The 25,585-nt window shown below is 37.5% G+C and carries 24 protein-coding genes, 1 tRNA gene and 1 pseudogene; 16 read left to right on the forward strand and 10 right to left on the reverse strand.

All coding sequences use genetic code 11. The features are described from left to right. Positions 1-51: 51 nt before the first annotated feature. The 3 genes from RE409_RS27115 to RE409_RS27125 all read left to right on the forward strand — a co-directional run bounded on the left by RE409_RS27115 (position 52) and on the right by RE409_RS27125 (position 3,942). Positions 52-125 (forward strand) — tRNA-Arg (locus tag RE409_RS27115). Between the two features lie 179 nt (positions 126-304). Next, the gene (locus RE409_RS27120; RefSeq protein WP_309558327.1) at positions 305-1,348 is read left to right on the forward strand and encodes a tyrosine-type recombinase/integrase; all 1,044 of its coding nucleotides are present in this window, start codon (positions 305-307) and stop codon (positions 1,346-1,348) included. Between the two features lie 713 nt (positions 1,349-2,061). Beyond that, positions 2,062-3,942: an ATP-binding protein gene (locus RE409_RS27125; RefSeq protein WP_309558328.1), complete on the forward strand. Its 1,881-nt coding sequence runs from the start codon at positions 2,062-2,064 to the stop codon at positions 3,940-3,942. Positions 3,943-4,000: 58 nt separating this feature from the next. Here the strand turns inward: RE409_RS27125 and RE409_RS27130 are convergent, their stop codons facing one another. Next, a complete protein-coding gene (locus RE409_RS27130; RefSeq protein WP_309558329.1) occupies positions 4,001-4,810 on the reverse strand; it encodes a Shedu anti-phage system protein SduA domain-containing protein in 810 nt (269 codons plus the stop codon). A gap of 269 nt (positions 4,811-5,079) precedes the next feature. On the opposite strand from RE409_RS27130, the gene RE409_RS27135 reads away from it, so the two are divergent. Further along, positions 5,080-5,445 carry a replication initiation and membrane attachment family protein gene (locus tag RE409_RS27135; protein ID WP_309558330.1) on the forward strand — a complete coding sequence of 122 codons (366 nt, stop codon included), beginning with the start codon at positions 5,080-5,082 and terminating at the stop codon, positions 5,443-5,445. Between the two features lie 250 nt (positions 5,446-5,695). On the opposite strand, the gene RE409_RS27140 is transcribed toward RE409_RS27135, so the two are convergent. Beyond that, positions 5,696-6,667 (reverse strand): hypothetical protein, encoded by a 972-nt coding sequence (locus tag RE409_RS27140; RefSeq protein WP_309558331.1) that lies wholly within the window; start codon positions 6,665-6,667, stop codon positions 5,696-5,698. A gap of 168 nt (positions 6,668-6,835) precedes the next feature. Between RE409_RS27140 and RE409_RS27145 the strand changes: the two genes are divergently transcribed. After that, complete coding sequence (locus RE409_RS27145) at positions 6,836-7,072, forward strand: hypothetical protein (RefSeq protein WP_309558332.1); 237 nt, start codon at positions 6,836-6,838, stop codon at positions 7,070-7,072. A 601-nt stretch (positions 7,073-7,673) separates the two neighbouring features. Here RE409_RS27145 and RE409_RS27150 read toward each other — a convergent pair. Both RE409_RS27150 and RE409_RS27155 read right to left on the reverse strand, forming a co-directional pair. Further along, positions 7,674-8,243, reverse strand: a complete 570-nt coding sequence (locus RE409_RS27150) for a recombinase family protein (RefSeq protein ID WP_309558333.1) — start codon at positions 8,241-8,243, stop codon at positions 7,674-7,676. 680 nt (positions 8,244-8,923) lie between these two features. After that, positions 8,924-9,061 (reverse strand): hypothetical protein, encoded by a 138-nt coding sequence (locus tag RE409_RS27155; RefSeq protein WP_309558334.1) that lies wholly within the window; start codon positions 9,059-9,061, stop codon positions 8,924-8,926. A 375-nt stretch (positions 9,062-9,436) separates the two neighbouring features. On the opposite strand from RE409_RS27155, the gene RE409_RS27160 reads away from it, so the two are divergent. Genes RE409_RS27160 through RE409_RS27185 form a run of 6 tightly spaced genes read left to right on the forward strand, consistent with a single transcriptional unit; the run spans position 9,437 to position 12,084 of the window. Further along, on the forward strand, positions 9,437-9,709 hold the full coding sequence (locus tag RE409_RS27160; RefSeq protein WP_309558335.1) for a helix-turn-helix domain-containing protein: 273 nt from the start codon (positions 9,437-9,439) through the stop codon (positions 9,707-9,709). Next, complete coding sequence (locus RE409_RS27165) at positions 9,675-10,079, forward strand: hypothetical protein (protein WP_201254125.1); 405 nt, start codon at positions 9,675-9,677, stop codon at positions 10,077-10,079. Before RE409_RS27160 ends, RE409_RS27165 begins: the two co-directional genes overlap by 35 nt. 18 nt (positions 10,080-10,097) lie before the next feature. Next, positions 10,098-10,535: a hypothetical protein gene (locus tag RE409_RS27170; protein ID WP_309558336.1), complete on the forward strand. Its 438-nt coding sequence runs from the start codon at positions 10,098-10,100 to the stop codon at positions 10,533-10,535. 20 nt (positions 10,536-10,555) lie between these two features. Continuing rightward, positions 10,556-10,813 (forward strand): hypothetical protein, encoded by a 258-nt coding sequence (locus tag RE409_RS27175; RefSeq protein WP_309558337.1) that lies wholly within the window; start codon positions 10,556-10,558, stop codon positions 10,811-10,813. 33 nt (positions 10,814-10,846) lie between these two features. Continuing rightward, entirely contained in the window at positions 10,847-11,533 is a 687-nt protein-coding gene (locus RE409_RS27180) for a hypothetical protein (protein ID WP_309558338.1), read from the forward strand. Continuing rightward, positions 11,476-12,084, forward strand: a complete 609-nt coding sequence (locus tag RE409_RS27185; RefSeq protein WP_201254129.1) for a hypothetical protein — start codon at positions 11,476-11,478, stop codon at positions 12,082-12,084. The genes RE409_RS27180 and RE409_RS27185 overlap by 58 nt, the downstream gene beginning before the upstream one ends. Before the next feature lie 148 nt (positions 12,085-12,232). Here the strand turns inward: RE409_RS27185 and RE409_RS27190 are convergent, their stop codons facing one another. Continuing rightward, positions 12,233-12,892, reverse strand: a complete 660-nt coding sequence (locus RE409_RS27190) for a DUF2971 domain-containing protein (protein WP_242486083.1) — start codon at positions 12,890-12,892, stop codon at positions 12,233-12,235. Positions 12,893-13,188: 296 nt separating this feature from the next. Between RE409_RS27190 and RE409_RS27195 the strand changes: the two genes are divergently transcribed. The 3 genes from RE409_RS27195 to RE409_RS27205 all read left to right on the forward strand — a co-directional run bounded on the left by RE409_RS27195 (position 13,189) and on the right by RE409_RS27205 (position 14,939). Further along, entirely contained in the window at positions 13,189-13,545 is a 357-nt protein-coding gene (locus RE409_RS27195; RefSeq protein ID WP_201254130.1) for a hypothetical protein, read from the forward strand. A gap of 444 nt (positions 13,546-13,989) precedes the next feature. Then, positions 13,990-14,466: a GNAT family N-acetyltransferase gene (locus RE409_RS27200; RefSeq protein WP_201187590.1), complete on the forward strand. Its 477-nt coding sequence runs from the start codon at positions 13,990-13,992 to the stop codon at positions 14,464-14,466. Between the two features lie 305 nt (positions 14,467-14,771). Next, complete coding sequence (locus tag RE409_RS27205; RefSeq protein ID WP_201222539.1) at positions 14,772-14,939, forward strand: hypothetical protein; 168 nt, start codon at positions 14,772-14,774, stop codon at positions 14,937-14,939. A 54-nt stretch (positions 14,940-14,993) separates the two neighbouring features. Here RE409_RS27205 and RE409_RS27210 read toward each other — a convergent pair whose 3' ends face one another. Beyond that, the gene (locus tag RE409_RS27210; RefSeq protein ID WP_201187616.1) at positions 14,994-17,186 is read right to left on the reverse strand and encodes a DNA topoisomerase III; all 2,193 of its coding nucleotides are present in this window, start codon (positions 17,184-17,186) and stop codon (positions 14,994-14,996) included. Positions 17,187-17,544: 358 nt separating this feature from the next. Here RE409_RS27210 and RE409_RS27215 point away from each other — a divergent pair, with 358 nt between their 5' ends. Next, a complete protein-coding gene (locus RE409_RS27215; RefSeq protein WP_201187617.1) occupies positions 17,545-19,095 on the forward strand; it encodes an ABC-F family ATP-binding cassette domain-containing protein in 1,551 nt (516 codons plus the stop codon). Between the two features lie 103 nt (positions 19,096-19,198). Here RE409_RS27215 and RE409_RS27220 read toward each other — a convergent pair. From RE409_RS27220 to RE409_RS27235, 4 genes and pseudogenes are all read right to left on the reverse strand, one after another. Beyond that, positions 19,199-20,151 (reverse strand): annotated as a pseudogene (locus RE409_RS27220) (RimK family alpha-L-glutamate ligase). Between the two features lie 104 nt (positions 20,152-20,255). After that, a complete protein-coding gene (locus RE409_RS27225; protein ID WP_242485352.1) occupies positions 20,256-21,443 on the reverse strand; it encodes a class I SAM-dependent methyltransferase in 1,188 nt (395 codons plus the stop codon). Between the two features lie 33 nt (positions 21,444-21,476). Next, positions 21,477-22,385 (reverse strand): phosphotransferase, encoded by a 909-nt coding sequence (locus RE409_RS27230; protein WP_201222537.1) that lies wholly within the window; start codon positions 22,383-22,385, stop codon positions 21,477-21,479. Between the two features lie 15 nt (positions 22,386-22,400). Continuing rightward, the gene (locus RE409_RS27235) at positions 22,401-23,915 is read right to left on the reverse strand and encodes a DEAD/DEAH box helicase (protein ID WP_309558339.1); all 1,515 of its coding nucleotides are present in this window, start codon (positions 23,913-23,915) and stop codon (positions 22,401-22,403) included. Between the two features lie 330 nt (positions 23,916-24,245). On the opposite strand from RE409_RS27235, the gene RE409_RS27240 reads away from it, so the two are divergent. Beyond that, positions 24,246-25,538, forward strand: coding sequence for an NCS2 family permease (locus tag RE409_RS27240; protein ID WP_201187626.1), 1,293 nt, complete (start codon positions 24,246-24,248; stop codon positions 25,536-25,538). The last annotated feature ends 47 nt before the right edge of the window (positions 25,539-25,585 follow it).

Here is a 25,585-nt window from a genome sequence, read left to right on the forward strand (position 1 = left end):
AAAAGTTTGCCTATAAGAAATATAATGAATAGGTCGTTGAACTTTTTATATGTCCCAGTAGCTCAGTAGGATAGAGCGACAGCCTCCTAAGCTGTAGGTCGTAGGTTCGATTCCTATCTGGGACGCTAATGTATGGAAGACCCTGTTATAATCCGGTTAAAGCCGGTTTTATAGCAGGGTAAGTATTTATTGATTAAAACGTAATGGCTGTACTACGTATGTAGGATAAAAGCATTTCTGAATGTAGGAAACAATAGTGATTCAATTCACTTAATGTTTTCAACGTTTGGGGGTGCTTTTTTTTGTGGCTAAAACTGTAATTAAACAACGGGGAACTCTTATAAAGGAACGGCAGCAAAGCAGTAATTCAACTGATAATTTAAAGATTGATTATACGATACAAGAATCTTTAGAAATTTTCCTCAAGGCAAAAGTGGCTGAAGGTCTTCGAGACAGCACATTAGTCGAATACAATCGTCACATTAGCTATTTAACTGGCTATTTAACAGTGCATCATCCATCTTTTAACTATGTTGATGACCTTACCCCTTCTTTAATTAGAGGCTATATTACTTATTTAAAAAGCAAAAAGGCTTATGCAGGGGACGAACAACGTGAAAAAAATACCACTTTATCAGTAAACACAATCAATATCAGGTTACGCACATTGAGAACCATGTGTAAGTTTTGGTTTGAAGAAGGTTTAACGTCTAAAAATCCTATGAAGAATATTAAAAACCTTAAACTGGATGCTGAAGAAGAAGTAAAGGGTTTTTCAGATGAAGAAGTAACTATGATTTTGAATTATTTTAATGAACGAAATTATGGTGAATGGCGGGATAAACTGCTAGTTCTGCTTTTGCTTGATACTGGAATGCGAATTAACGAAGCTACCTCTATTCAGATTCCTAATATGGATTTTAAAGAATCATCAATCTTTATACCACCAGAAATAAATAAGAACAGAAAAGGTCGTCACATCCCATTAAGCCGAGATGTAATGCGGGAACTAGGAAGGCTTCATAATGAGTGTATCGGATACTTCGGGGACCATGAAACACTATTCATGAACGCTTATGGTGAACCATTAACTGGTGACACAATCAGAAGAAGGTTAAATAAAGTAGGAACTGCGTTGGGAATACCCAAAGTGCATCCACATAGATTCAGGCATACTTTCATTAGGAATTACATTCTAAATGGTGGGGACTTATTTACTTTGCAGAAGATTGTTGACCATTCAAATATTACAACAACAAGAAAATATGTGCAGTTGGATGATATACACATCAAAGATCAGCACAATAAATTCTCACCTGTCAGAAAGTATATGAAGCGTAATAGATAATTTTAAACAAAAAGAAAGCCACCTATTCGCAGTAGGTGACCCAAACAACATATAAAACTGAATAACTGAACAGCTACCAGTCTGTTAATTACCTTCATTTTATCGAAAAAATTTTGATGATGCAAGGCTTCTTAATTATTGCCTTTTTTACATAAGGTTCTGGTAAACGTTCACTTGCTGGAATGCCTACTATAGCAAGTAAATCAAACCTTGACAGGTAAGCGAAGCCAATGCATAAAGTTCAGCGTTTCCACGTATGACAGTTCCTTATTTCTGTTGTGGGAAGTCTAGGTGCGGACGACCATTAACGGTTCGGTAAGGTTGCTTGGTGCATTATGGTGCAGGTAGCAATAGACAAACGATAACATTCGGCATGTTGGACAAGCTTGGCATGTAAAAAGTCTGTTGTGTATGAAAGTACAGCGTTTAAATAAGGTGATACATACGGATTCAATTCCCTGACGGGAAATTCAGTAATCAATAAACGGCTGCTTTTAGCTTTCAGATTTGTTTTTCTGTTAGCTAAAGGTAGTCATTTTTCTGTCCAGCCGTTTTCCACCCTTCCAAAAAATTCAGACGAAAAACCAAAACAAAGTCAAAAAAAAGAGTAAATATACAATAATGATTAAATTTTCATATATTTTAATCAATAAAATGGAATTTGATGGTAAGATTATAGGATAATAATCACTTAAGCTTAAGGGGGAATTCAATTGAAATTAGAAAAAGTAATTTTAGAAAATTTCAGGTCATATAAAGAAAGAATATCGGTGGATATAAACGATTTAACATCTTTTATAGGGAAAAATGATATTGGCAAGTCAACAATCCTAGAAGCTTTAGAAATTTTCTTTAATAATACAGTGGTTAAAATTGAACAAGAAGATTTATGTGTTCATAGTAATAATAATTTTGTTAGGATTGGTTGTGTTTTTTCAGATTTACCTAAAGATATTATTATAGATTCTAGTGCTATAACAACGTTGGAACAAGAATATTTACTAAATATCGATAATCAACTTGAAATACATAAAATTTATGATTGCAGTAAAAAAACTATTAATCCAGAAGTATTTATTATTGCCAACTACCCTTCTACAGAACTTTCAACTGACCTAATTCAATTAAATAATACTCAATTAAAAAAGCTAGTGAAAGAATCAGCTTTGGATGAAAAGCAAATAGTTATGAGTTCAAATGTAAGTATTAGACAAGCTATATATAGATCACTAGTTAATCCTGAGTTTTCTTTAAAAGAAATTTCACTAGCTAAAGGGGAAGGTAAACCATTATGGGAAAAAATAAAGGGGCAGCTACCTTTGTATTCTCTTTTTCAATCAGATAGGCCAAGTCTAGATGGGGATTCAGAAGTTCAGGACCCCATGAAATTAGCTGTAAAAGAAGCATTAGAAACAGTGCAGGAACAACTTGACTTGATAAAAGAAAATATAGAGAAAAAAGTCTTAGAAGTAGCAGGACATACAGTTGAAAAATTGAAAGAAATGGACGAAACTCTGGCTAAACAGCTAACACCTAAGTTTACTGAAGAACCTAAGTGGGACAAGATATTTAAACTTTCTTTAGATGGTGATGAAAATATACCTATTAATAAAAGAGGTAGTGGCGTTAGAAGATTAATTCTATTAAACTTTTTTAGGGCTGAAGCCGAAAGAAAGATGTCTAAGTCTAATGGTCGAGGTGTAATTTATGCGATTGAAGAACCTGAAACAGCACAACACCCAAATAATCAAATGCTATTGGCAGAAGCATTAAAAACATTATCTGAAACTGAAAATACACAAGTAATCTTAACCACACATGTGCCAGGATTCGCTGGTTTATTACCAATAGATTCTTTACGGTATATAGAAAAGACAGATTTGGGAAAAATGATTCATAATGCTAGTAATGATATGAATGTCATAAAAGACGTTGCAAATGCATTGGGAGTATTACGGTCTCCTATAGAAGATAATGTAAAATTACTAGTTTTTGTTGAAGGTATTCATGATGTAGAGACGCTAAAAACTTTTAGTGAAATAATTAGTCAAGTAAATGAAGGTATTATTAATTTAAGAGAAACCAAAAGGGTTGTGGTCTTACCTTTAGGTGGTAGCACTCTTAAAGGATGGGTTGAAAAGCATTACCTTAAATCTTTAGGTTTACCTGAAGTTCATATTTATGATGGTGACAATATGTCGCCCCCTAAATATCAAGAATCTTGTAATATGGTTAATGCACGTGGAGATGGTTCAAAAGCATTTAGTACGAATAAAAGGGAAATGGAGAATTACATTAGTCACAAAGCAATTAAATCAGTATTAGATATAGATATTGCATTCACAAGTCAATGCAACGTACCTAATTTACTTGCTAAAAAAATTCATGAAGATGATGTCTATTCCAGTCCTTGGGATGAGTTAAAGCCTGAAAAAGTTAAACAAAAGGAAAGTAAAATTAAGAAAAGACTAAATAATGAAGTTGTTCAAGCAATGACATATGAACAATTATGCGAAGTAGATATAGATAAAGAGGTAGAACATTGGTTATCAACAATATCTAACTTTTGTCTCGAATCAGTTGCATCAAATTAAAATTAGAAGATCAACCCTGTTACGGTCAATTTTTTAAGTTAACAGGGTTGAATATTTTTTAATAAGTAGCTTCTCCAATTATATTTTTAGCCATATCGTAAAGGTTATCGTAGTGTAATATATCAATTTTATTCACCACTTCTTCTCTTCGAAGTTTATAGGTATATTCCTTATTTTTTTCAAAATCATAACGTCTCCCTGCTACTACCGCAAAGTGCCATCGTGTACTATCAGAAACTAAAAATTCTTCATGAAGTGCTTTATCTAGATTTTTTGATTTTCTAAAAGTTTCCTGTAAAGATACAAAGTTACTATCAAGCCACCTTCTCCAATCTTTAACTTGCTTTAATCCCTTTCTAAAAGCTTCACCGTAATATCCATCCTTTAAAAATATCTTTTCATTCGGGTGTTCTAATTCAACAAATAAGAATTCGTATCCACCGGAACTTTTTCCGACTAGTAAGTAGTCAACACGATATGAATTACCTAGTTGAAATTCCGGGAAAATATAGGCATCATGATGCCCGAAACTATACTTTTTCAGTATAGAAGCAATTAATGGATAAGCTTCATTATTATTAATAAAGTTTAGTATGCTTAATTCATTAGACTTTTGGTCTTCTATAACTTTTAGAAAGTTACTTAGCATGTTATTTATTTTTGCTTCATCCTTTAATTCAATAGGGTCTAAATAATTATTTGGAAACAGGCTTCTAAAGTGTCTTGCTGCTTTAGGATATTTATGAAACAGGCTTCGTTTTATTTCTAAATTTCCTACACTTTTGATTATCTCTTCTTTTTTTAATCTGTCCCATTCTAGTTGTTCGTCTTCCATTAACGTTCTATAATCTCTTTGGTATACTTTCATTCTTCATCCCGCCCTTTTATCATATGACCCTATTGTATAATAATGAGTGTTATTAACATACAACCAAGGATAAAAATAACAGTTTATTAAGGAACTGCTTTATATGAATATTCAAGATCATACATATCATACCGAAATTAAAAGCAATGCTGCTGTTCTTTGCTTACTGATTTAAGTAAAGTTCCAGCAGCAAAAAGAACTGGTGTATTGTCAGTTGAACAAATTGAAAGAAACATTGCCGACCAAATAAAATGTGGGGTGTGGTAAACATGACTGAAAAATCTACTTTTGCTAGTAAAGAAGAAGAATTAATACATCTTCTTTCAACTATTACACCCGTACAACGGTTAACCCAATTATCAAACGGTGTAGCACCCACTGATGCACAATTAAAGGCACTAACAAGCCTAGAAAAAGATAACAGGCTGCCAACACCGGTAATTAATGTGCTTATTGAATATGTAATGTTGAAAACGGATGTGAAGTTTTCACCGGTTATTGCAGAAAAACTTGGCGGTCACTTAGCAAGATTACGAATCTCCACTGCCAAAGAAGCTATGGTTTTATTTCAAAAGCAACACCGTATGTTTCAGGGGTGGTTAGTAGGAAGCCGAAAAACTTCCGTAATGGCTTAAAATGGACGATACATAAAGATGTTTACTTATCACGATACATACAGAAAGTTTACTGAACTCGTGCAGCACAATGGCTTTAAGACGGACGACGAAGCATTTAAATATTTAGTGGATAAATTGCATGAAGAACTGTTTGGAACCAAGTGAATTTTGAATAGTAATTTTCAAGATCATACTGCAACACTTTAAAAGTGGCCATAAAAAAAGCACCCCAAACGGAAGGCATTAAACCAACTGTTCAGGGTGTGGATTATTTCTTTTTTCGTTTTGCTTGAAGCTGTTTTACTATTGCCTTTTCTGTATCCGGAAACATTGCAAGAAGTGATGCATTCGGTGCTTTCGGACTTCTGCAAGATACAAATGGATTTACATAAATACGGGTGTATTTCTTTCTATCCTTCATGCCTTCACCGATGAAGAAAACGTTAGTTCCATAAAGTTTGCAGTTCATCAGTTTTGTTTTTAGTGTTGTCATTCTTGCATATCCGAACATCTCGGCCAAGTCTTTTAATTCCAGTGGTTCACAATCTTCTTCAATGGGGTTGTGCTGTTGGTTACAAAGTACACCGGATTCTTTATTGATGAATGGCAGCACCATGAACAAGACATATAGATTTTTAGGGGTGTTTATGCTTTTCCCTTTTGCATTCTTTTCTTTGTACAGTGTTTGAATTTGTCTATCATAGGCTTTAACCGTTTCAGTACTTTTGGTGCCGGCTTTTGCTGCCTTCCCCTTGAAATGGTATTTGCTGTTCCATTTTAACCGCACCTCAAACCTGCCAAGTACTTCTTCTTCAATGATTCCTGTTTCAATCAGCATGTTATAAAACTTATAGAATTCTTTTTTATTGGTGATTTCCAGTAGTTCCTGCAAGTCTTTCTTAAGTAGGGGCTGATTATTGTTGGTGAATAGATATCTTCCTGATGTCTCATAAGAACAGAACGTTCCAAGAAACATGATTCTAGCCTTTTCAATGTCTGTAAATTGATTATCTTTGTGTAATGCTTTCAATGTGTCAACCAGCATAAACGAAAAACCCCCTGCAATGTCTACGAAATTATCATAAGTTCTTTTTTCTGCTTGGTATTTTTTCATCTTCTGTAAATCAGACTTATCTATAATGGTTTTATTAGATAGGTTCCTGACAACAGCAAAATCTTCAAATTCTCCATTTTCGTCCACTTCTCTTATAATTTCAATATCTGTTTTAGATTTAATCATTTCCCTTTTCCCCTTAATATTTTTGATTCAGAAAACAACACCAAGTAACTCTTAAACAACTTCATAGAGGTTACAGACTTTTTAATTGTTGTTTTGTGTATCTTTAGGTACACCAGCAAGGGGTAAAGTACGACCAAGCCAACCAAGTATTTTATAAAGGGGTGGTCCATGGTGTGCAAAAATTGCACCAAAACATACCCTGAAACTACAAGAATTGCACCAAAACATACCCTGAAAAAATACGCTGAAACCCTTGGTGGAGTAAGGGCGAAGGCACTTTTAAGGCAGTTTCGTACCTCTTATCTATTCGATAAGAAGAAGACCTTAAACACATTGCCTACCGGCAAAAGCCTTGAACAAGGAAAAAGCACCTTGTCCAATCCTTCAGTTATTTCAAAGAACTAAACACTTTTCTTTATACGCTGATAAATAGACCAGACCTTTAGCAGCTACCAAACAGATTAGACTATTATCTTTTGAATTAGTTCTTGGAGAATCGGAGATTCGAACAAGTGCGAAGCATAAAGACCGGTACCTAAATTCAAGATCATACTTCTTGCTTTCCTTTTATCAGTGTTTAACCGTAGGGAATAATTCGCTACCAGATAGACAGGTTCAAGGAAATGGTACTAGTGTTTAACCGTAGGGGATAGGTCTGGAACAGGTTGCTACCTATGGGGTAATTAGATGCTTATCGGTATGTAATTAGATACTTACAGTAATTGGTTCAAATATTACAGGAATGTAAAGGAACAGGGTGATTGGGGACGGTTTTGGACGGTGAAAAACAGCATGGAATGAACCTTGTGCAAGGAAAGAAATGCACCCTTCGCTTGCTTTTCCTACGCAATTAATCAGTGCTTCAGTTTCCCTTTGTACGCTGCTTTAACTTCTTCAGGTGTAAATACATCTATAACTTCCTATAACTTCTTAGCTGGCTTGTTTGCTGCTGATAAGGTGCTGCTTCTTCTTATTAGTCCAAAAAAAAGAACCGGCTTTCACCAGTTCATACTACTTCACGTTTCAATTCTCTTTTCTGTATTTCTCTGTAAAGGATGGACTTGCTTACACCAGTTGCTTCTTCAATTTGCTTTATTGTTTTATCATTCCGTTTCCATAGTTCAATAGCTTGTTCCACTTGTCCTTTTGATTTACCTTTCCTTCCAAGCTTCACACCTTTTTCTTTTGCGTTCTTAATTCCAGCAGTACGTTTTTCAGCAAGTAGTTCCCGTTCATTTTCTGCTAGTGCTGAAAGTATTGTAAGAAACATTTTACCGTTCCGATGTGTTGCTTCCATTCCAAGTTCCATTATAAACAGCGTTATGTCCCTTTCCTGCAATTCTTCCACCAGTGCAAGCAATTCCCTTGTATTTCTTCCTAGACGGTCCACGCGGGTAATTATAAGCTTGTCACCGGCTTTCATTTCCTTCAGTAGCTTTTCTAGTTCAGGACGTTTTAAAGTAGCACCGGTAAACTTTTCTTGGATGATAATATCGCATTTATGGCTGTTTAGTTTTTCTAGTTGAGTATCTAAGTTTTGTTCTTTAGTTGAAACCCTTGCATATCCGTAAATCATTATTAACCAACCCTTTTATGTAATTTGTATCTTGATTATACCATCACATTTAGGGAATGAAAATAGGGAACGTTTGAACCTAGTAAAATCAAGGGTTTTTATTCATTCCCCCTTTTTATACTTTTAGGGAATACCCTTATTTTAAATGGGGGGTGCTGCTGTTTATTGGTTGGGGTATATCAGCTTATTCATGCCGTGCTGCTTATCAGATGTAGCTGAATAGTAAAGGCTTCATGTATCTATTAAAGTGTGTGCAGCGTGTGCTGGTTGCTGCTTATGTGCTGATGTTGTACAGCAAAGACAAAGACAATTAGCTTCTTATCTTCTTCAGTTCTTCAGCATCTCCATTGATAATAAACAATAAAGTATTAAGCATTGAATGAACAACAACATAAAGACTAATTGAATTGGTTAATGAAATGATTATTAATTGCTTTATTAAATGCTTTGTTAATTCAAGATCATGTTTCTTAAATAGTTAAAAACAATTTGTATATATGTTTGAAGCAACTGATTCTTTTAGGTTTGTATTCAGTGATAATTGATTATTAATATTCAAGAATTCAAAGGTACGGGGTAACGGGTTGGCCACCCCCTAGTTTTATGTGTGGTTGGCCTTATTTAAACAGCTACCCTGATTTCACACTGCCTTCACCTTTGAACACCTACTTGAACAGCAATCACTTCCCTTTCAAGGTTTCCACAATTCCCTTCTGATTATCTTCAATCCTTTTCACCTGTTCCTTCAGTTCCTTCATATCTTCAGACATAGCAACAACCAGATTATAAATTTTGTCTTTATGTATTTTGTCTTCCATGTTCAACACTCCTTTATTGGTGGGGGTACCCTGGGTTTCACCCGCAGCTAAAACTGAAAAACCGGTATGAAATTATATAGAAAATTTTCTGTCTTACTTTAGGTGTCCGAACTAAACCCTATATATAGAAAGGTACAAGATAATAGAATCCTGAAACGATAAACGGATTGAGTTTTGAACCTAGCAAAATGTAATTGTAGAAACTGAGTGACTTTCGTTTGATTACCCTTTTTTCTTTTCGTTTTCTATTGAACAGCTTACAACCCCATGGCAAAAAGAATGTTCCAGCACTACTTTAATCGGTGGTGCTGTTTCTTTTTTACCCATTAAGCATATTTTATGCCCACCGAAAGGATGATTGATTGAGGTGATAAGATGGACGGTCAATTATTAAAGCACATTCGACAAGTGGCTAATTACACGCAAATTGAACTGGCTGCAATAGTCGGTGTTAATCAAGCATCAATAAGTAAGATTGAAGCCGGTATTAATCAGATGCAACCAGATACAGCACAAAGAATAAAACAAGCTTTCAAGGAAGCTGGAATCTCTGAAAAGGATATAACGGTATTACATAATGCATTAACACAATTAAGGAAAGAAGGTGAAGCAAGTGCAAGCAATATATACAGCGTTAAATCAGATTAAAAAGGCAACTGAAGAAGGTTCCATTTTCAAAGATCAGCCGATGCTATTGGTTTTAGTTGCTGAAGCAATTCAAGAAGTTCGGACCGGTAAAAAGGAATATGAAGTTCCCTTTAAAAAGCTGGAAGACCAATCCCACATATCTACTTTCAAGAAGATGTTGAAACAGGCAAAGTTCAAAGCCTTGTGTGACTTGCAGGAACTTCAGTTTCTACTAGGTCGGAAAGTACCTGATGAAAAAAGGATTCTAGGAATTATTAATACTTTACTGGATGCAAACCTTTACCAAAATAGAGTTCTAAAATCTATCAGCAGTTTCAAACCAAACATAGGGCAATTAAATCCTGATGTGCTGCTATTAACAGTTTACTAGAAAAGGAGAATGTTCATTATGGAAAACAAAGAAATCGAAGCACCAAAGGAATTAACAGAAAGACAAATTAAAATTGCACGGGCATATGCAAATTCAAAAGTTAAAGGTATTTCTATTGAAAACCTTTGTAAGCAAGAAGCCATTTCATCAAAGACACTTTACACTTCTGAATTCTTTGATAATCCAATATGGAATTCTTACGTGTCTGCACTCATAGATGCCAGCATACCAGAAAGTGAATTTGCTGCATGGGATAAGGTGAAAAAGCATGTTCTACGCCTTGCTGATAAAGATTCCATGTCACTTAATGAAATCAATACATTTACACGTGTATTTGATTATGTACTGAAGGCCGATGCTGAACGTCAATTAAGAAAGCAAGATAAACCAGCAGCATCAACTGAATCCGATGTAGAAGACCGCAAACAATCATTATTAGCAAGACTACAATCATAATTTGAAGGGATGAATGAATAATGACAAATTACAGTGGACCATTTTTTGGGGAACGAACAGAATCAGAATACAGTGAAACAAGAAAGATGATTGAACAGGGTATTGCAGAACAGCAAGCATTCAAACAGGCTATGGTGGATGCATACCGAGATAGCATGGAAACGGTGGTTGAAGAAAAAGTACAAACAATGGAAGAGTATGAAGCTGAACGAGTTGCAGCAGCGAATCGACAGTTCCAATTTAAAAAATCGGCCACTGGTGGCACCCGAATATTCTAAGATCATACTGACAAAGGAAGGTGAAAAGCGTCCATGAAAAACTTTGTAAAAACGGTTGAAGGACTTAATGAACAAACTGAAAAAACTGTTGCCGGTTATGAAAAGACTAGTAAAGAATTACTTGCCAAGTATCAGGCAGCAGATAAAGAATATCAAGCAGCCTATAAGGAGTTCATGGACGCAAGACGTTTCAAGAAACCTGAATCAGTATTATCTGAACTGGAAACAGCAGCACACCAAAAAGAAGATGCTGTTCGTTCTTTGGGTTCTGAACTAAGAATAGTAGAAAGTTATTTACGTGAAGACTTACTTGAAGTTGCTGGTGATATTTCAGCAGTTCATGACCAGTTTAAAGACGAATTGCTTACAGCAGCAGAACAGCTTGAAAAGGAAGTCATTGCTGCAAAGAATCGTTATCTAATCGCACTTTCAAAAAGCAATACTGAATATAGAAGAATTCAAGCAGCAGAAGCCGGTCAAGTTGGCCTATTTCAGAAACTTGGATTGAATACAGCACCGGTTTTAAGTTCATCCTTAAAGCCTTTTTTTAATGGTGTTCTGAAGGTTGAACAAGGTGAAGTTATCCAAGCATCAAACGTGGAAAATATCCAAGCATCAAATCAAGATCATAACGAAGGCAAAGAGAAAAGGGGAATTAAATCATGGCTAAAAAACCAAGTGACAAAGTTAAAGAATTGCTTCAAAAGGCTGAACAAATAAAGGAAGATTATGCTGAAGGAAAAGTAAAGGCACAGGAAGAACTGGAAGCCTTGAAAGAAGAACATGCCGAACAGCAGGAACACACAAAAGCAACCCACAAACTTTATATCCTTAATAAGCTTACCAGTGATTCTTATAATGTTGAGAAAAAGAATCTTGAAGTCATTACTGAAAAAGTGCGTGATGCAGAAGCAAAGATTTCCCTAGTTGACCAGTACGAAATCGAAGACTTGAAAAAAGTCCGTGAAGAAATTAGAGAAGTTGGTCCGGAATTCAGTAAAGAACGAAGGGAATTTCAGGAATTGTTACAGAAACAAATCGCTGAAGCAAAAACAATGTATCTACAAGTTGTACTAGATGCTTCAAAGAATTATAAAGAATCCAACCTGCCTTATGTTGGAATTGCTGAATTAGAAAGAAGTATTGGAATTGACCGCACAACGCATCATCTTGCTGGTGGAAGCCTAGATAATTTTCTTGGGGTATGGTCTTCACTTGATGCTACCATCACAGATGAAAACATTAAAAAAGCTTATTACGGAAAAATATAAAAAAGACACCTTTTCATTGAATCAGTTTTTAACCGGACTGAAACAGTGGGAAGGTGTCTTTTTTTTGTTTAATTCTGACGGCTGCACCATCATTTATGATTTTTATATCTGTTTTGTAAGTATTCATTTAATTCTTCAGCTTTCATTTTCATTCTAAAATAGGTTGTAAAACAACTATTCCCTTTAATTCTTTTAGTGTATCTTTATCAATTTCTTCAATAAAATATCGATATGTTGCTTGATTGAGTAACAATACATATGTTTCAGAAAGTTCAAATTTAAAATCTTCTTTAACTCGCCATTCACGTTCATGTGTCCAATCAATAATTTTTCCTTCATCAGCTAAATTAAAGCTTACTATTCTCCACCATTCTTCCATAGGGAGAATTTTTTTTGCAATATCCTTATCTTCATATAAAACAGGTCGCCCACCTTTTTCAAAAACATATCTTTTTGCAAAAGACAATCCTAAAGCATCATATCTATTTTTTCCGCCCAATGCTTGCCTATTCTCTTGTTCATGATAAATATTCTGACAGACACCGTATAAAGGTGCTTCTTGAAAACACACAGCCGGATTGTTCCCGACAATAAATCCCTGGCTTGGATTACTACCTATTATTTTTCGTTCTTTTAATATCTTTATAAGAATGTCTACACCTCTTTTGATAACTACATTCAGCGGTTCAGAATTATCTCTTGGTATCCTAGTTAAATGTGTAAGGTGTCCAGTTATATCAGTACGTTCCTTGCTTCGTTTTCTCCACATTTCAAGATCATAGCCTTTACCGTATTCCAATTTAGTCAATATATCCCACTCTCCTTTTAAAGATATTAGCACGAAAACACCTTATAAATGGTCAGAATATACAGAGATAGTTGTTAAAGAGTGGCAACAGGCTAGTTCTAACTCTCTTCCCTTCCTACATAAAGGAATTTGTAACAGGTCTGTTTTGTCCCCTGTTTGACTATTAATATTCAATAAATTATGGCATTACAATTTGCATAAGAACTCTACTTTTAAAAAAAGTTTGATTAAGCAAAATTGCTTACCATTTATTTCCCAATTATGTCTGTTATCATATTATTGAGGTGATTAGGGTGATGGAAATAAAAACTATAAATAGAATAGAACGAATAAGTAAAATTGATTCAGAAATTTTGCCTTTAACTTTGCTGAAAATCTATGAAACATTGACTACTCTTTATGATAGGTTTGGCGATTCGGCTGAAATAGATTATTTAAACCACTTGGAAGATTTGGGGATAAATAGCATAGAAATGTTTTCAGAGAAGTTATTAAGTTATTGTGAATTCGAAACTAATGATGAACCTGCACAGGACTTAATTTATGATTATTGTTTTTCCAAAGAAGAAAATAGGTTGGATTTATTAAAACAAAGGATGATTGAATTGGCTATCGAGTTTGATGATACAGTAAAACTTGTTCCTAAAAAATAGTTAAGCAAAATCTGTTGATTATTAGCATTTCATCCATATATAATAAAAGTTGGTACTATTGTTTCCTGAATGTCAGAAACTTTTATTATGTAATTACGTAGGGTATTCAGTTAATACTGTGAAATGCCCTATATATCAATATATACTAGCTTTCCGACTAAATGCTAAGGAGAACTGTTTATTTAGACAGCCTCCTAAGCTGTAGGTCGTAGGTTCGATTCCTATCTGGGACGCTAATTTTAAAACCCTGTTACAATGCGGTTCTTCTGCGTCGTAACAGGGTTTTTTCTTTTGGTATGGCTCTATCCAAATTTTAGTTATCGATCGTGCAGCCTCTCATGGTTTTACATTTCAAGTGATTTTTCTTTTTGAAATTATCAAAGATATGCAAAAAATCGACTATTTTATGGTAATGTAAAGCAAAAAGGTTAGGGGAATCATTTTATGGAAATGGTAAATTTCATTGAGTTAAAGCATTTTTCAGATGAATATTCCGAAAAACTAAATCATTTTGAACTCCCTGAAGAACAAGGACTATTTACTACCTTGCCCAACAATTTTACTGAAGTAACAAAAGGACAGCATCGTATCGTCATTTTAAGTGATGATGAACCTGTAGGTTTCTTTTTACTGCATTCAACAGATCGCGTAATTGAATATTCGACTAATCCGAATGCCATGTTGCTAACTGCATTATCAGTTGATCATGCTAAGCAGGGAAAGGGCTATGCAAAACAAGGCATGCTCCTACTGGCCGAGTTTGTTAAATCAGAATTTCCTAATTGTGATGAAATTGTATTAGCTGTTAATCATAAGAACATCCCCGCACAAAAACTATATATAAAGGTTGGATTTCAAGATACCGGTATGAGAAGGGTCGGAATGATTGGCGAACAATACATTATGAAATTGACCATTTAATTCATCTTTACCTTTTTGAATATATATCTGCTGAAAATTAATGGATATACCTTACATCGAATATATAATTACACCTTTTTTTGAAAATAAATGTTTTAACCTGTCCTAGCCGGGTATACAAATACTGTAAGACATTCTCACCAAAGGAGATGATGTGCACGATGAGTACAATCAGAAGCCAATGGAACAAAGAGAATGACGCAGCGGTGTTTAGTCCCGGTGATCAGCGTTAGAGTTAATTGAAAAGTTAGATGATAATCAAGAAGGGAATTACTAGTCTTCTCACCCAAAGGAGGATACAGATTATGAGTATTTACAGCCTATGGAATCCAGAGAATGATGAAGCGATTTTCAGTCCAGGTGATCAGCAGCCATTCAGTACGCTCATACGAGTAGATTCGGGTAAACACACACAAAAAATGGACAACACACTTGAATATGAATTACATGGCACCGTACTGAATGAAATTTAGTCGAAGCAGTAATATAAAGAAAAAGGATGGAGCGATTGCTCCATCCTTTTTCTTTTATTTATCGAATTTCAGTTTAGCCAGGGCATCCGCCAGGGCTGTGTTGATCGGTTCTTCTTTATTTTGCTTTTTCATATAATTGGAGACTTCATTTTTCGATACCCGCTGGTTTTTATTTTGCCCTCTCCGTTTATTGTACGAAGAAAGTTTTTCGTGAAAACCGCATTTACATGTGAATGTTTGTGCTTCTCCTTGACCGCGCATTTCCATCTTTTTGTGACATTGCGGGCATCTGGCATTTGTTACACGTGAAACACCTTTTTTGTGTCCACATTCACGATCCTGACAGACAAGCATTTTCCCCTTTTTACTATTCACTTCAAGCATAAGCTTGCCGCAATCCGGGCATTTCGTTCCTGAAACATTATCATGCTTGAATTTTTGATCACTATTTTTGATTTCATGAACGATATTTTTGGCATAGGTACGCATATCGCCGATGAAAGCTTGTTTTGGCAGCTTTCCTTTTGCGATGGCCGTTAGCTTTTGTTCCCATTGTGCTGTTAATGCCGGAGAACGTAAGTCTTCAGGAGCCAACTCGAGGAGCTGCTTCCCTTTCGACGTAACATGAAGACCCTTCCCTCTCTTTTCAATCAGGAAGCTATTGAACAATTTTTCAATAACGTCAGCCCGGGTCGCAACGGTACCAATCCCGCCTGTTTCTCCCAAAGTCCTGATGAGTTCCTTGCTTTCCCCTGCCATGAAGCGAGCAGGGTTTTCCATTGCTGATAGCAATGATCCTTCATTGAATGGTTCCGGTGGTTTTGTTTCCCCATCTGTTTGTTTCACAGTTAAGATAACTAAATTGTCACCTTTTTGAACGGCAGGAAGCAGTTGCTCAACAAGGCCATCCTTAGCCTCTTCTTCATCGAAGTGATGATCATAGACTTCCTTCCAACCTGATTTCAAGACGACCTTCCCTTTAGCAATGAACGTTTCTTGACCTATCTTAGCGGTGATAGTCGTTTGTTCATATTCAAACGGAGGCATTAATACAGCCAGGAATCTTTTGACAACCAAGTCATAGATCTTCGATTCTTTGTCACTCAGTTTCCCCGGAAGCGGCGTTTGCTCAGTCGGGATGATTGCGTGGTGATCGGAAACCTTGCTATCATCCACAAACGATTTATTGGCCTTGATCGGGCTGCGCAGAATTCTCGAAGCATACTGGGCATACGGCTTGATGCTGACCGCCTGCAATCGTTCTTTTAGCGTATCAACCAAATCCGTTGATAAAAAGCGTGAATCCGTCCTTGGATAAGTCAAGACCTTATGGCTCTCATATAAGCGCTGCATGATCGATAACGTTTCTTTCGCCGAATAGCCGAATTTCTTATTGGCTTCCCGTTGAAGCTCCGTTAAATCATATAAAGAAGGCGCAAAGCTTTTCTTATGGGATTTGTTCACTTCCACCACTTCCGCCTGTTTCCCTTTAACAGCTGTAAGAACCTTTTCTGCCTTCGCTTTATCAAATGTGCGGACATCTTTTGATTGAGCATCCTGCCAAACGAGTCGCAACTTAGACTCTGCTGTTGCCGAAACACCATAATATTTCTTAGGCTGGAATTGTTTGATTTCCTCTTCTCTTTTGGCAATCATCGCAAGCGTTGGCGTTTGAACCCGACCGCAGGATAGCTGGGCATTATGCTTGGTTGTGAGCGCCCGTGTTGCATTCATACCTACGATCCAATCTGCTTCCGCTCTAGCTACCGCAGAGGCGAATAGGTTTTCATACTCTTTTCCCTCTTTGAGCTTTTTAAAGCCATCTTTAATAGCTTTATCCGTTACAGAGGAGATCCAAAGCCGCTTGATGGGCTTCTTCACATTCGCTTTCTCGAGAATCCAGCGTGCAACAAGTTCTCCTTCACGACCTGCATCAGTCGCAATGATGACATCCTTGACATCATTACGGTTCAATTGCGTTTTAACCGATTGAAATTGCTTGCCTGATTGTTTGATCACGACTAATTTTAAGGAAGGAGGCAGCATAGGCAGGTCCTCAAGACGCCACGTTTTATATTTTTCATCATAAGTTTCCGGGTCGGCATGGGTCACCAAATGACCGAGTGCCCAAGTAACGATATACTGATCGCCTTCAAAAAAGCCATTACCCTTTCTTCCGCAATTCAGCACTTTTGCTATATCTCTTCCGACCGATGGTTTCTCGGCCAGTACGACTGTTTTACTCATAATAACATCCTTTCCCTTTTAAACTGCTTCCCTCATTATCTCATATAATTTATGCAGGAGCGATAAAGTACAAAGACATAACACGCAAAAAACATGATTCCCAATACTGTTTCATGTTCATTATTAAGAAACAATTATTCCTCAGCCACTGTTTGCCTGAAGATTCGTAACCCGTTTTTCGATTGGTCAAGAGTCAGTAGTTATAAGCCAATCTATATAAGTTTTCGAACATGATCCTTTCACTCACTCCGTTTAATAGAGGGCTCATATGTAAATAAGATTAGATAGCAATCTAGTACAGATTTTAGTATGATGAAACGTAGAGATTTTTTCAAATTAATTGGGAGGTTCAATATAAATGAGCTTACTTTCTATAGATAAATTAGCACACAGCTTTGGCGATCGTACCTTATTCAAGGATGTTTCCTTCCGTCTAATGGCTGGCGAGCATGTAGGTCTAGTCGGGGCAAATGGTGTTGGGAAGTCAACAATGATGAATATCATTACAGGACAACTGATTCACGATGAAGGACGGGTTGAGTGGACACCTGGTGTCGAATACGGCTATCTTGATCAACATACGATTCTTTCAAAAGGTAAATCGATTCGCGACGTATTAAGGGATGCGTACTTACCGTTATTCGAGCAAGAAAAAGCATTGAATGAAGTAACAGAGAAAATGGGGACAGCTACTCCTGAAGAACTTGAAGAACTTTTAGAACAAATGGGTGAAATCCAGGACAAGCTTGAAGCCGGTGGTTTTTACAATCTAGATATTAAAATTGAAGAGGCAGCACGCGGTTTGGGATTAGATGCAATCGGATTGGACCGTGACGTTTCTGCCCTAAGCGGTGGACAACGGACAAAAGTTTTACTTGCCAAGTTACTTTTAGAACAGCCTGAAGTACTGCTCCTTGACGAACCGACTAACTACTTGGATGTGGAGCATATCCGCTGGTTGAGCAGCTACTTAAAGGAATATCCTAATGCATTCTTATTAATTTCGCATGATACCGAGTTCATGAACGGGGTCGTCGACGTCATTTTCCATCTTGAATTTTCAAAATTGACCCGTTACACGGCAACTTATGAAAAATTCCTGGAGCTTGCCGAATTGAATAAAAATCAACACATCAATGCATATGAAAAACAGCGTGAATTCATTAAAAAGCAGGAAGATTTCATTGCTAAAAATAAAGCCCGCTACTCAACGACCGGTCGGGCAAAGAGTCGTCAGAAGCAATTGAACCGCATGGAACGCATCGATCGTCCGGAGACTGCAATGAAACCGACTTTTGACTTCAAAGAATCACGTGCGAGCAGCCGTTATGTATTTGAAGGGGAGGATTTGGAAATTGGCTACGACCGTCCATTGCTTCCAAAGCTATCGATGACCATCGAACGAGGGGAAAAAATTGCCGTAGTCGGCTGTAACGGAGTAGGAAAATCTACGCTGTTAAAAACGATTCTTGGTAAAATTGATCCTCTAAGCGGAAAAAGATCCCTTGGCGATTTCCTTTTCTCTTCTTATTTTGAGCAAGAAGTGAAAGCAGGCAACACGACACCGATCGATGAAGTATGGAATGCATTCCCACATCTCGATCAACCACAGGTACGCGCCATCCTTGCTCGAGTTGGTTTGAAAAACGAGCACATTACACGTCCAATGAGTCACTTAAGTGGTGGTGAACAATCGAAGGTCCGCTTGTGTAAGCTCATGCTTACAGAAAGTAACTGGCTGCTTTTTGATGAACCGACGAACCATTTGGATGTTGTCGCGAAAGAAGAACTAAAACGTGCATTAAAAGAGTATAAGGGAACGATTATCCTTGTCTGTCATGAACCTGATTTCTATGAAGATTGGATTACCAAAGTATGGGATGTAGAAGAATGGTCGAACCAAAATTAATTTTTTTTAGAGGGTGCCCGCTTGAGAAGGGGCACCTTCTTTGTATGTCAAAAAAAAGACTGAAATGGTTATAAAATCCCCTTTCAGTCAGCATCACTTTTTATTATTTATTTTTGTTCATGTTTTGTTTCGCCAATTCGGATCCTAGAAACTTCGCTAATTCAAGCATGCCATATTGGCCTGCTGCTTCCTCAGCGTCATTGTTATAATTCGTATTGGTATTGATGTCATAAGTATAGATTTCACCATCGCTGTTACGAATGAATTCAATTCCTGCAATCGAAATTTCATTTGCTTGTAAAAACGCTTCATATTTTTCAATAATCGGATCATGAAAATCTTGCACAATTTGAAATTTTGGTTTTTCTACTACCTCTTCACCGATCGGGCAGAACAAGTCACCAATTTGGCAGGCATCTGCCGGACAAAGCTCGAAACCTTCGGATGTATCAACCTCTACCGCATACATAAACTTGCCACCCACGAATTCACAACGGGTGATGAATGGCTCCGGTGCTTTTATGTATTCCTGAATTAATGTAATCCCATCAACTGGCTCATCGAATTCTGGACCTTCCACATAATGTTTCAATGCTTCTACTGAATGAAATAATTGAACACCGAGTCCCTTACCTGCACGGTTATGTTTCGTGATAAACGAAGCGGCATTTAATTTCTCTGCTGCTTTCATGATATTTTCCTTGCCTACAGCTGCGATCGTTTGCGGAGTCTTAATTCCAGCCTTTGTCAGTGCCGTATATTGATTGACTTTGCTGACCTCCAAACGAAGCGCTCGTGTCCCATTGAAGACTGTACGATTATGCTGTTCAAGCCACGCTAGCACAGATTCTGTCATTTCAGGAGCAAATCGGTGCCCACGAGTATGTGAGCTTGCACTCATACGGCTATAAAAAACGCCCTCTGGCGGTTCCTCTGTTAAATCCACCACACCATGATTTGATGCCATTCTTCATAGGGAAGTTCTAACTCATTCATTCTTTTGGTTAAATGGGCAGTCCATTCCTCATTTTCATGAATGATATAAATTTTACTCATAAAAGGTTCCTCCTGATTGTTTAAAATTTAATTTTTTTATCTGAGGGCATAGAGACATTAATACAAACATCCTTTTTATATGCATAACACTTTTGACTGCATCCTTACACTCGTTCCGCTACCAAGGTATATGTTTTCGGAAGACCGATATCGTGGATCTTATGGTTTGGTTCTTCCTCAAGCACCTTGATCGCAAGCCCTGATTGACCTACTGCCGTTATAAGTTCTCCTATTGTCCATTTACGCTGAACCACTTTTGAAAGGCTCTCTTTTTCTTCATCCGGCATATGCTTGGAAAAAGCGACCTCGTTGTTTTCAATTGCTGGAGCAAAATAGTTGCCTGCCACCTTATGCTTTTTACCATTAGAGGTAATGAGTTTTGTTGAAATCGGGTGGAATTCATGTAAAATGAATCGTCCACCTGGCTTTAAAATCATTTTAATTTTTTCGAATAATGGTTGAAGATCAATTAGGTAGTGAAGCACACCCAGCTCCATTAAAACCAAATCCTGTTTCTCAGATACATGTTCTGATGATAATGACAGCACATCAGAGATGATATACTCAATCGTAACATCGGCCTCTTTTGCCAATTCATTTGCAAAAGTCGCGTTTTCCTGAGAAAAATCAACTACCTTGACATTGGCCCCTATGATGGCCATGGCAACCGCTTTAACGCCATTTGACCCCATTAAATGAGTGATTTTTTTGCCTGTTACATCTCCCATATATTTATAAAATGGATGCAGTCTCCATTTGGGATTTTGTCTGATTTTAGATGCCAGTTCTTTGGGTTTTCCGTAACGATTGACAAGCGCTAAATAATTATTCTGGTTCCATGCCTGTTCATTTTCAGCTGTGAAGCCCTGCTGCTCGGCAGATAAGTAGGCATGAATTTCAGCACTGTACTTCTTCATTTCCTCGTCGTATAAATAACTGTACAATGACCGGCACCAAATCTCCATTTCTCCAATCTTTATAGACAATCGATAAGGATCTGTTTTAATAGTCATGTTAAACAAACAGCGAACTGTGACTGTAACCCCATCAATCCCCAATAGAAAAGAAGAACTCTCAGGATTTTTTTCAGGCTGCGTAGGGGCGAATTTGGAAAACAGCTCAAAAACCTCATTAAAGACATCCCATTGCACATCAATGGTGATGTTCTTATACTCATCAACCTCCACTCCTTGCACAAACAGAGCAGATTGACCTGTATATTGATAAGGAACGTTAGATTTATCCAACATTTTCCCAATTAACGTAATTGTATGAAAATAACTTGCTTTCATATTAACCTCCCAATCATTAAAAGAAAGTAACAATTATTCTTCTATAGCAAATTTCAAACCAGTGCTCGTTATAGCAATCAGCTGTTCATCCTGACGATCAATGCCATAAACGAGTAAAGTAACAAGCATATATATTGCTCTGAACCGGGCCAAGCACTCCATCTCTTTATCGATGTCACCATAAATCCCAAAAAATACTTGGCGTGCTTCTTTTGGAAAATAGCTGTATAAAAAGGAAAAATCAATAGCTGGGTTTCCGATATGAACATCTCCCCAATCAATAATTCCAGCGAGAACACCTTTTTTATCGAGTAAAACGTTCCGGATATGAATGTCTCCATGAACGAGTGAGATTGGATGATGAACATTCAATGGTTTGAGTTTTTCAAAAAAATCCTTAACGGCATACGCCTGCTCAGAGTAACCTAGTTTTAATAGAGTTGAGACATTTTCCATTAGCATTTTCTGGCGAAAGGATATATCGAGCCTCATCATTCCATCAGGCTTTACACCTAATCGCTTCGCTTTTTCAACAGGAAAACTATGAAGTTCTTTTAAAAAATGGGCAAATCTTTTTGCCGATATAATCTTATTTTCAACTGATTCTTCCACAGGCAAGTATCCCTTTACCATTTTATAACCTGTAAAGGGATATGGATAAATGCTACTTGGTTTTCCAAAAAAAATCGGCTCAGGTATAGCAAGTGGAAAGTTACCTGCTATCGAGGGCAGAAGTTGATTTTCCACTTGGATTAACGTAACTGCAATAGGGCGTCGAGGGAAACGGAATACATATTGCTCATTAATTTGAATGACCGTGTTATCAAACCCCTCCCCAAGTTGGTTTATCTCTTTCAACTCAATTTCTGGAAACTGCAGCCTGATTAATTTCTCTGCTAGCTCTAAGGAAACTGGATATTCCGCCAACCAAGGCTTTTCCACTTCCATCGCCTCCTTTTACCGGTTTCTTCCTCTATTTGAAAAGCCCCCAGACCCGCCTCTCCTATTACTTGGCCCTTGGGTATTTCCCCCTTTTGCTCCCCGGCTGTCTTCTGGGCGTCCTCCCCTTGAATTCTCACGTTTCGGCCCGCGACTGTTTTCCGTACGACCTCCACTTGGTTTCTCACGTTTCGGTCCACGACTATTTTCCGTACGACCTCCGCGTGGTTTCTCTAGCTCTAATTCACGGTTGTCTGCTTGATTAGCAGAACGGTGACTTCCTCGATTAGGCCCTCTTGTATCTATACGCTCTCTGTGGCGGCGACCTCCTCCTGTACGTGGGCGACGAGTTCCCTCTTCTGAAGATTCTTCATAACGCTTCTTTTTATGACCCGTCTCATCAGGTTGGAACATTTTGACGCCTTCAATTGTTCTTCGTTCAATTTTCATTGAAATTCCTTTTTCGATATCACTTAACAGCTGCAAATCCTTAGTGGCAATAAAGGTTACGGCTAGACCATTCTCACCCGCTCGTCCTGTACGACCAATTCGGTGGATATAACTTTCCGCATCCTCAGGGACATCATAGTTAAATACATGGGTCACTCCTTCTACATCCAGCCCCCGCGCCGCAACGTCCGTTGCCACTAAATATTGGAGCTTTGCATCTCTGAAGTTTTTCATAACACGTTCTCGTTTAGCCTGTGAAAGGTCCCCATGAAGTTCCTCAGAATTAAAACCAGCGGATTTTAGAGCATCATTCAAGACTGAAACACGGCGTTTAGTGCGGCAAAAAATAATGGCTAGGTAAGGCTGTTCTTCTTTTATTATGGTAATTAATGAAGACTGTTTGGCACGATCTGTCGTCTCGATAACAAGTTGACGGATTTGCTCGACTGTAACTTGATCAGCCTTTACTGCCGCAGTTAATGGTTTATTCATGTAGCGTTTAGCTAGCTGATGAACTTGTTCAGGCATTGTGGCAGAAAAGAGCAATGTCTGCCGTTCTTCTGGAAGCTGCCCCATAATCTCTTCTACTTCCGGTAAAAAGCCAATATGAAGCATTTGGTCAGCTTCATCCAGAACGAGTGTCTGTGTTTGCGATAAATCAATGGTGCCTCTTCGTAAATGATCTAAAAGCCGCCCTGGCGTGGCAACCACGACAGAAATATTTCGTGTCAACTTTTTCATTTGCTGTTCGACATCCTGTCCACCATATACAGCAAGCACCTGCAGCTCCTCAATTTCATTAGCAAACTTTTTCAGTTCCGCTGTGATTTGCAAAGCTAATTCCCTAGTTGGTGTAACAATTAACGATTGGATGTGGGATGCTGTCGGATCTACTTTTTCTAAAATAGGCAACAAAAACGCCAAGGTCTTCCCAGTCCCTGTCTGTGCCTTCGCGATGACGTCCCTTCCCGCAAGAATATCTGGTATGGATTTCTCCTGGATAGGTGTCGGGTTAGAAATTCCTATTTGTTTTAATATCGCGTTAATCGCCGGGCTAACGCCCAAGTCGATGAAATTTGTCATATATAAACCTACTCTCTAAATTTGTCATTCCCTTGTTTTTCCCATTAAAAAACTTGTAAATCGTCTTAAGGAACGTTGCGGAGTTACACTCTAAGGGAAACTTCCTTAATCTAAGCTATTTGTTAGTATATCATTATCTAATTTCGAGAAAACCTGTCACTGTAAATTTTACATGCTATTGTACTTTAGTTGTTTTTCTAATATAATTTATAAGATTTTATTATCAAATAAATTATACTACCGAGCTACTTACTTGAAAAAAGGGTAAGCACCTCCTCCTTGTAATGATTAGTACAAGGATTTTTTGTATATAAAAAGAGGAGTAACCGCATGTTTAAATTAAAAGAACGGAATTCAAATATTAAGACGGAAGTACTTGCGGGGCTTACAACCTTTTTAACATTAGCTTATATCATAGTTGTAAACCCAATGATTCTTTCTGATGCCGGGGTCCCCTTTGACCAGGCCTTCACAGCAACCATCATCGCAATCATAGTAGGTACTCTTTGCATGGCTCTTTTAGCCAATTATCCAATTGTCATAGCACCTGCGATGGGATTGAATGCCTATTTTGCGTACTCAGTGCTAGGCACTCATAATATCTCATATACAGTTGCCTTTTCGGCAGTCTTTGTTACAGGGATTATTTTTATCTTTTTATCACTTACCTCTTTCCGATCAAGATTGATTGAAGCCATCCCCAATAATTTGAAGCACGCAATCAGTGCTGGAATTGGACTTTTCATCACCTTTATTGGACTTCGTTTGTCAGGCGTTGTTACAAGTCATGAATCCAATCTAGTTACCCTTGGAAGTTTTAGAGACCCTAGTGTGGCACTTACGTTAATTGGTTTGGTTATAACGATTGTGTTAATTGTACGTAATGTGCAGGGAGCAATATTCATTGGAATGATCGTCACAGCCATTATCGCCTTCTTTACTGGACAGTTAAAAATTGATGGCTTTGTTTCGACACCGTCATTACCTGAGGGAATAATCGTCGCTAATCCAATCACATCTATTGCAGATGTCATTAACTACGGGCTATATGGAGTTGTCTTCTCAATCTTACTTGTCATGCTATTTGATACAACCGGAGCGTTACTTGGAATTGTACGTCAAGCTGGATTGTTGAAAAATGGGAAGCTTGAGAAATCTGGGAGTGCCTTCTTTGCAGACTCCATTGGTACAACTGTTGGTGCCATGTTCGGTACAAGCCCTACTGCTGCCTCAGTTGAGTCTTCTGCTGGCGTAGGTGCAGGCGGTAAAACAGGATTAACAGCTCTTGTCGTAGCTATTCTTTTCTTAATAACCGCCTTCTTCAGCCCCCTTATCGGAGCTGTCTCAAATGTAGCGGCAATCACCGCACCAAGCCTGATTATTGTAGGAAGTATGATGATTAAAAGCATTAACGAGATTGACTGGACGCATTTTGATGAATCTTTCCCAGCCTTTTTGGTCATTGTCGCAATGCCGTTAACATCAAGTATCGCCAATGGGATAGCACTTGGATTCATCACTTATCCTATTTTAAAAATGGCTAGAGGAAAGTTCCGAGAAGTGCATCCGTTAGTGTACATGTTTGCAATTCTTTTCCTCTATCAATTAATTTTCCTAGCTTAATTCATTCAAGAGGGGGCCCTGAGGTCCTTCTTTTTTTGAAAGTCCCC

Source organism: Peribacillus sp. R9-11 (assembly GCF_031345095.1).
Classification (GTDB): domain Bacteria; phylum Bacillota; class Bacilli; order Bacillales; family DSM-1321; genus Peribacillus; species Peribacillus butanolivorans.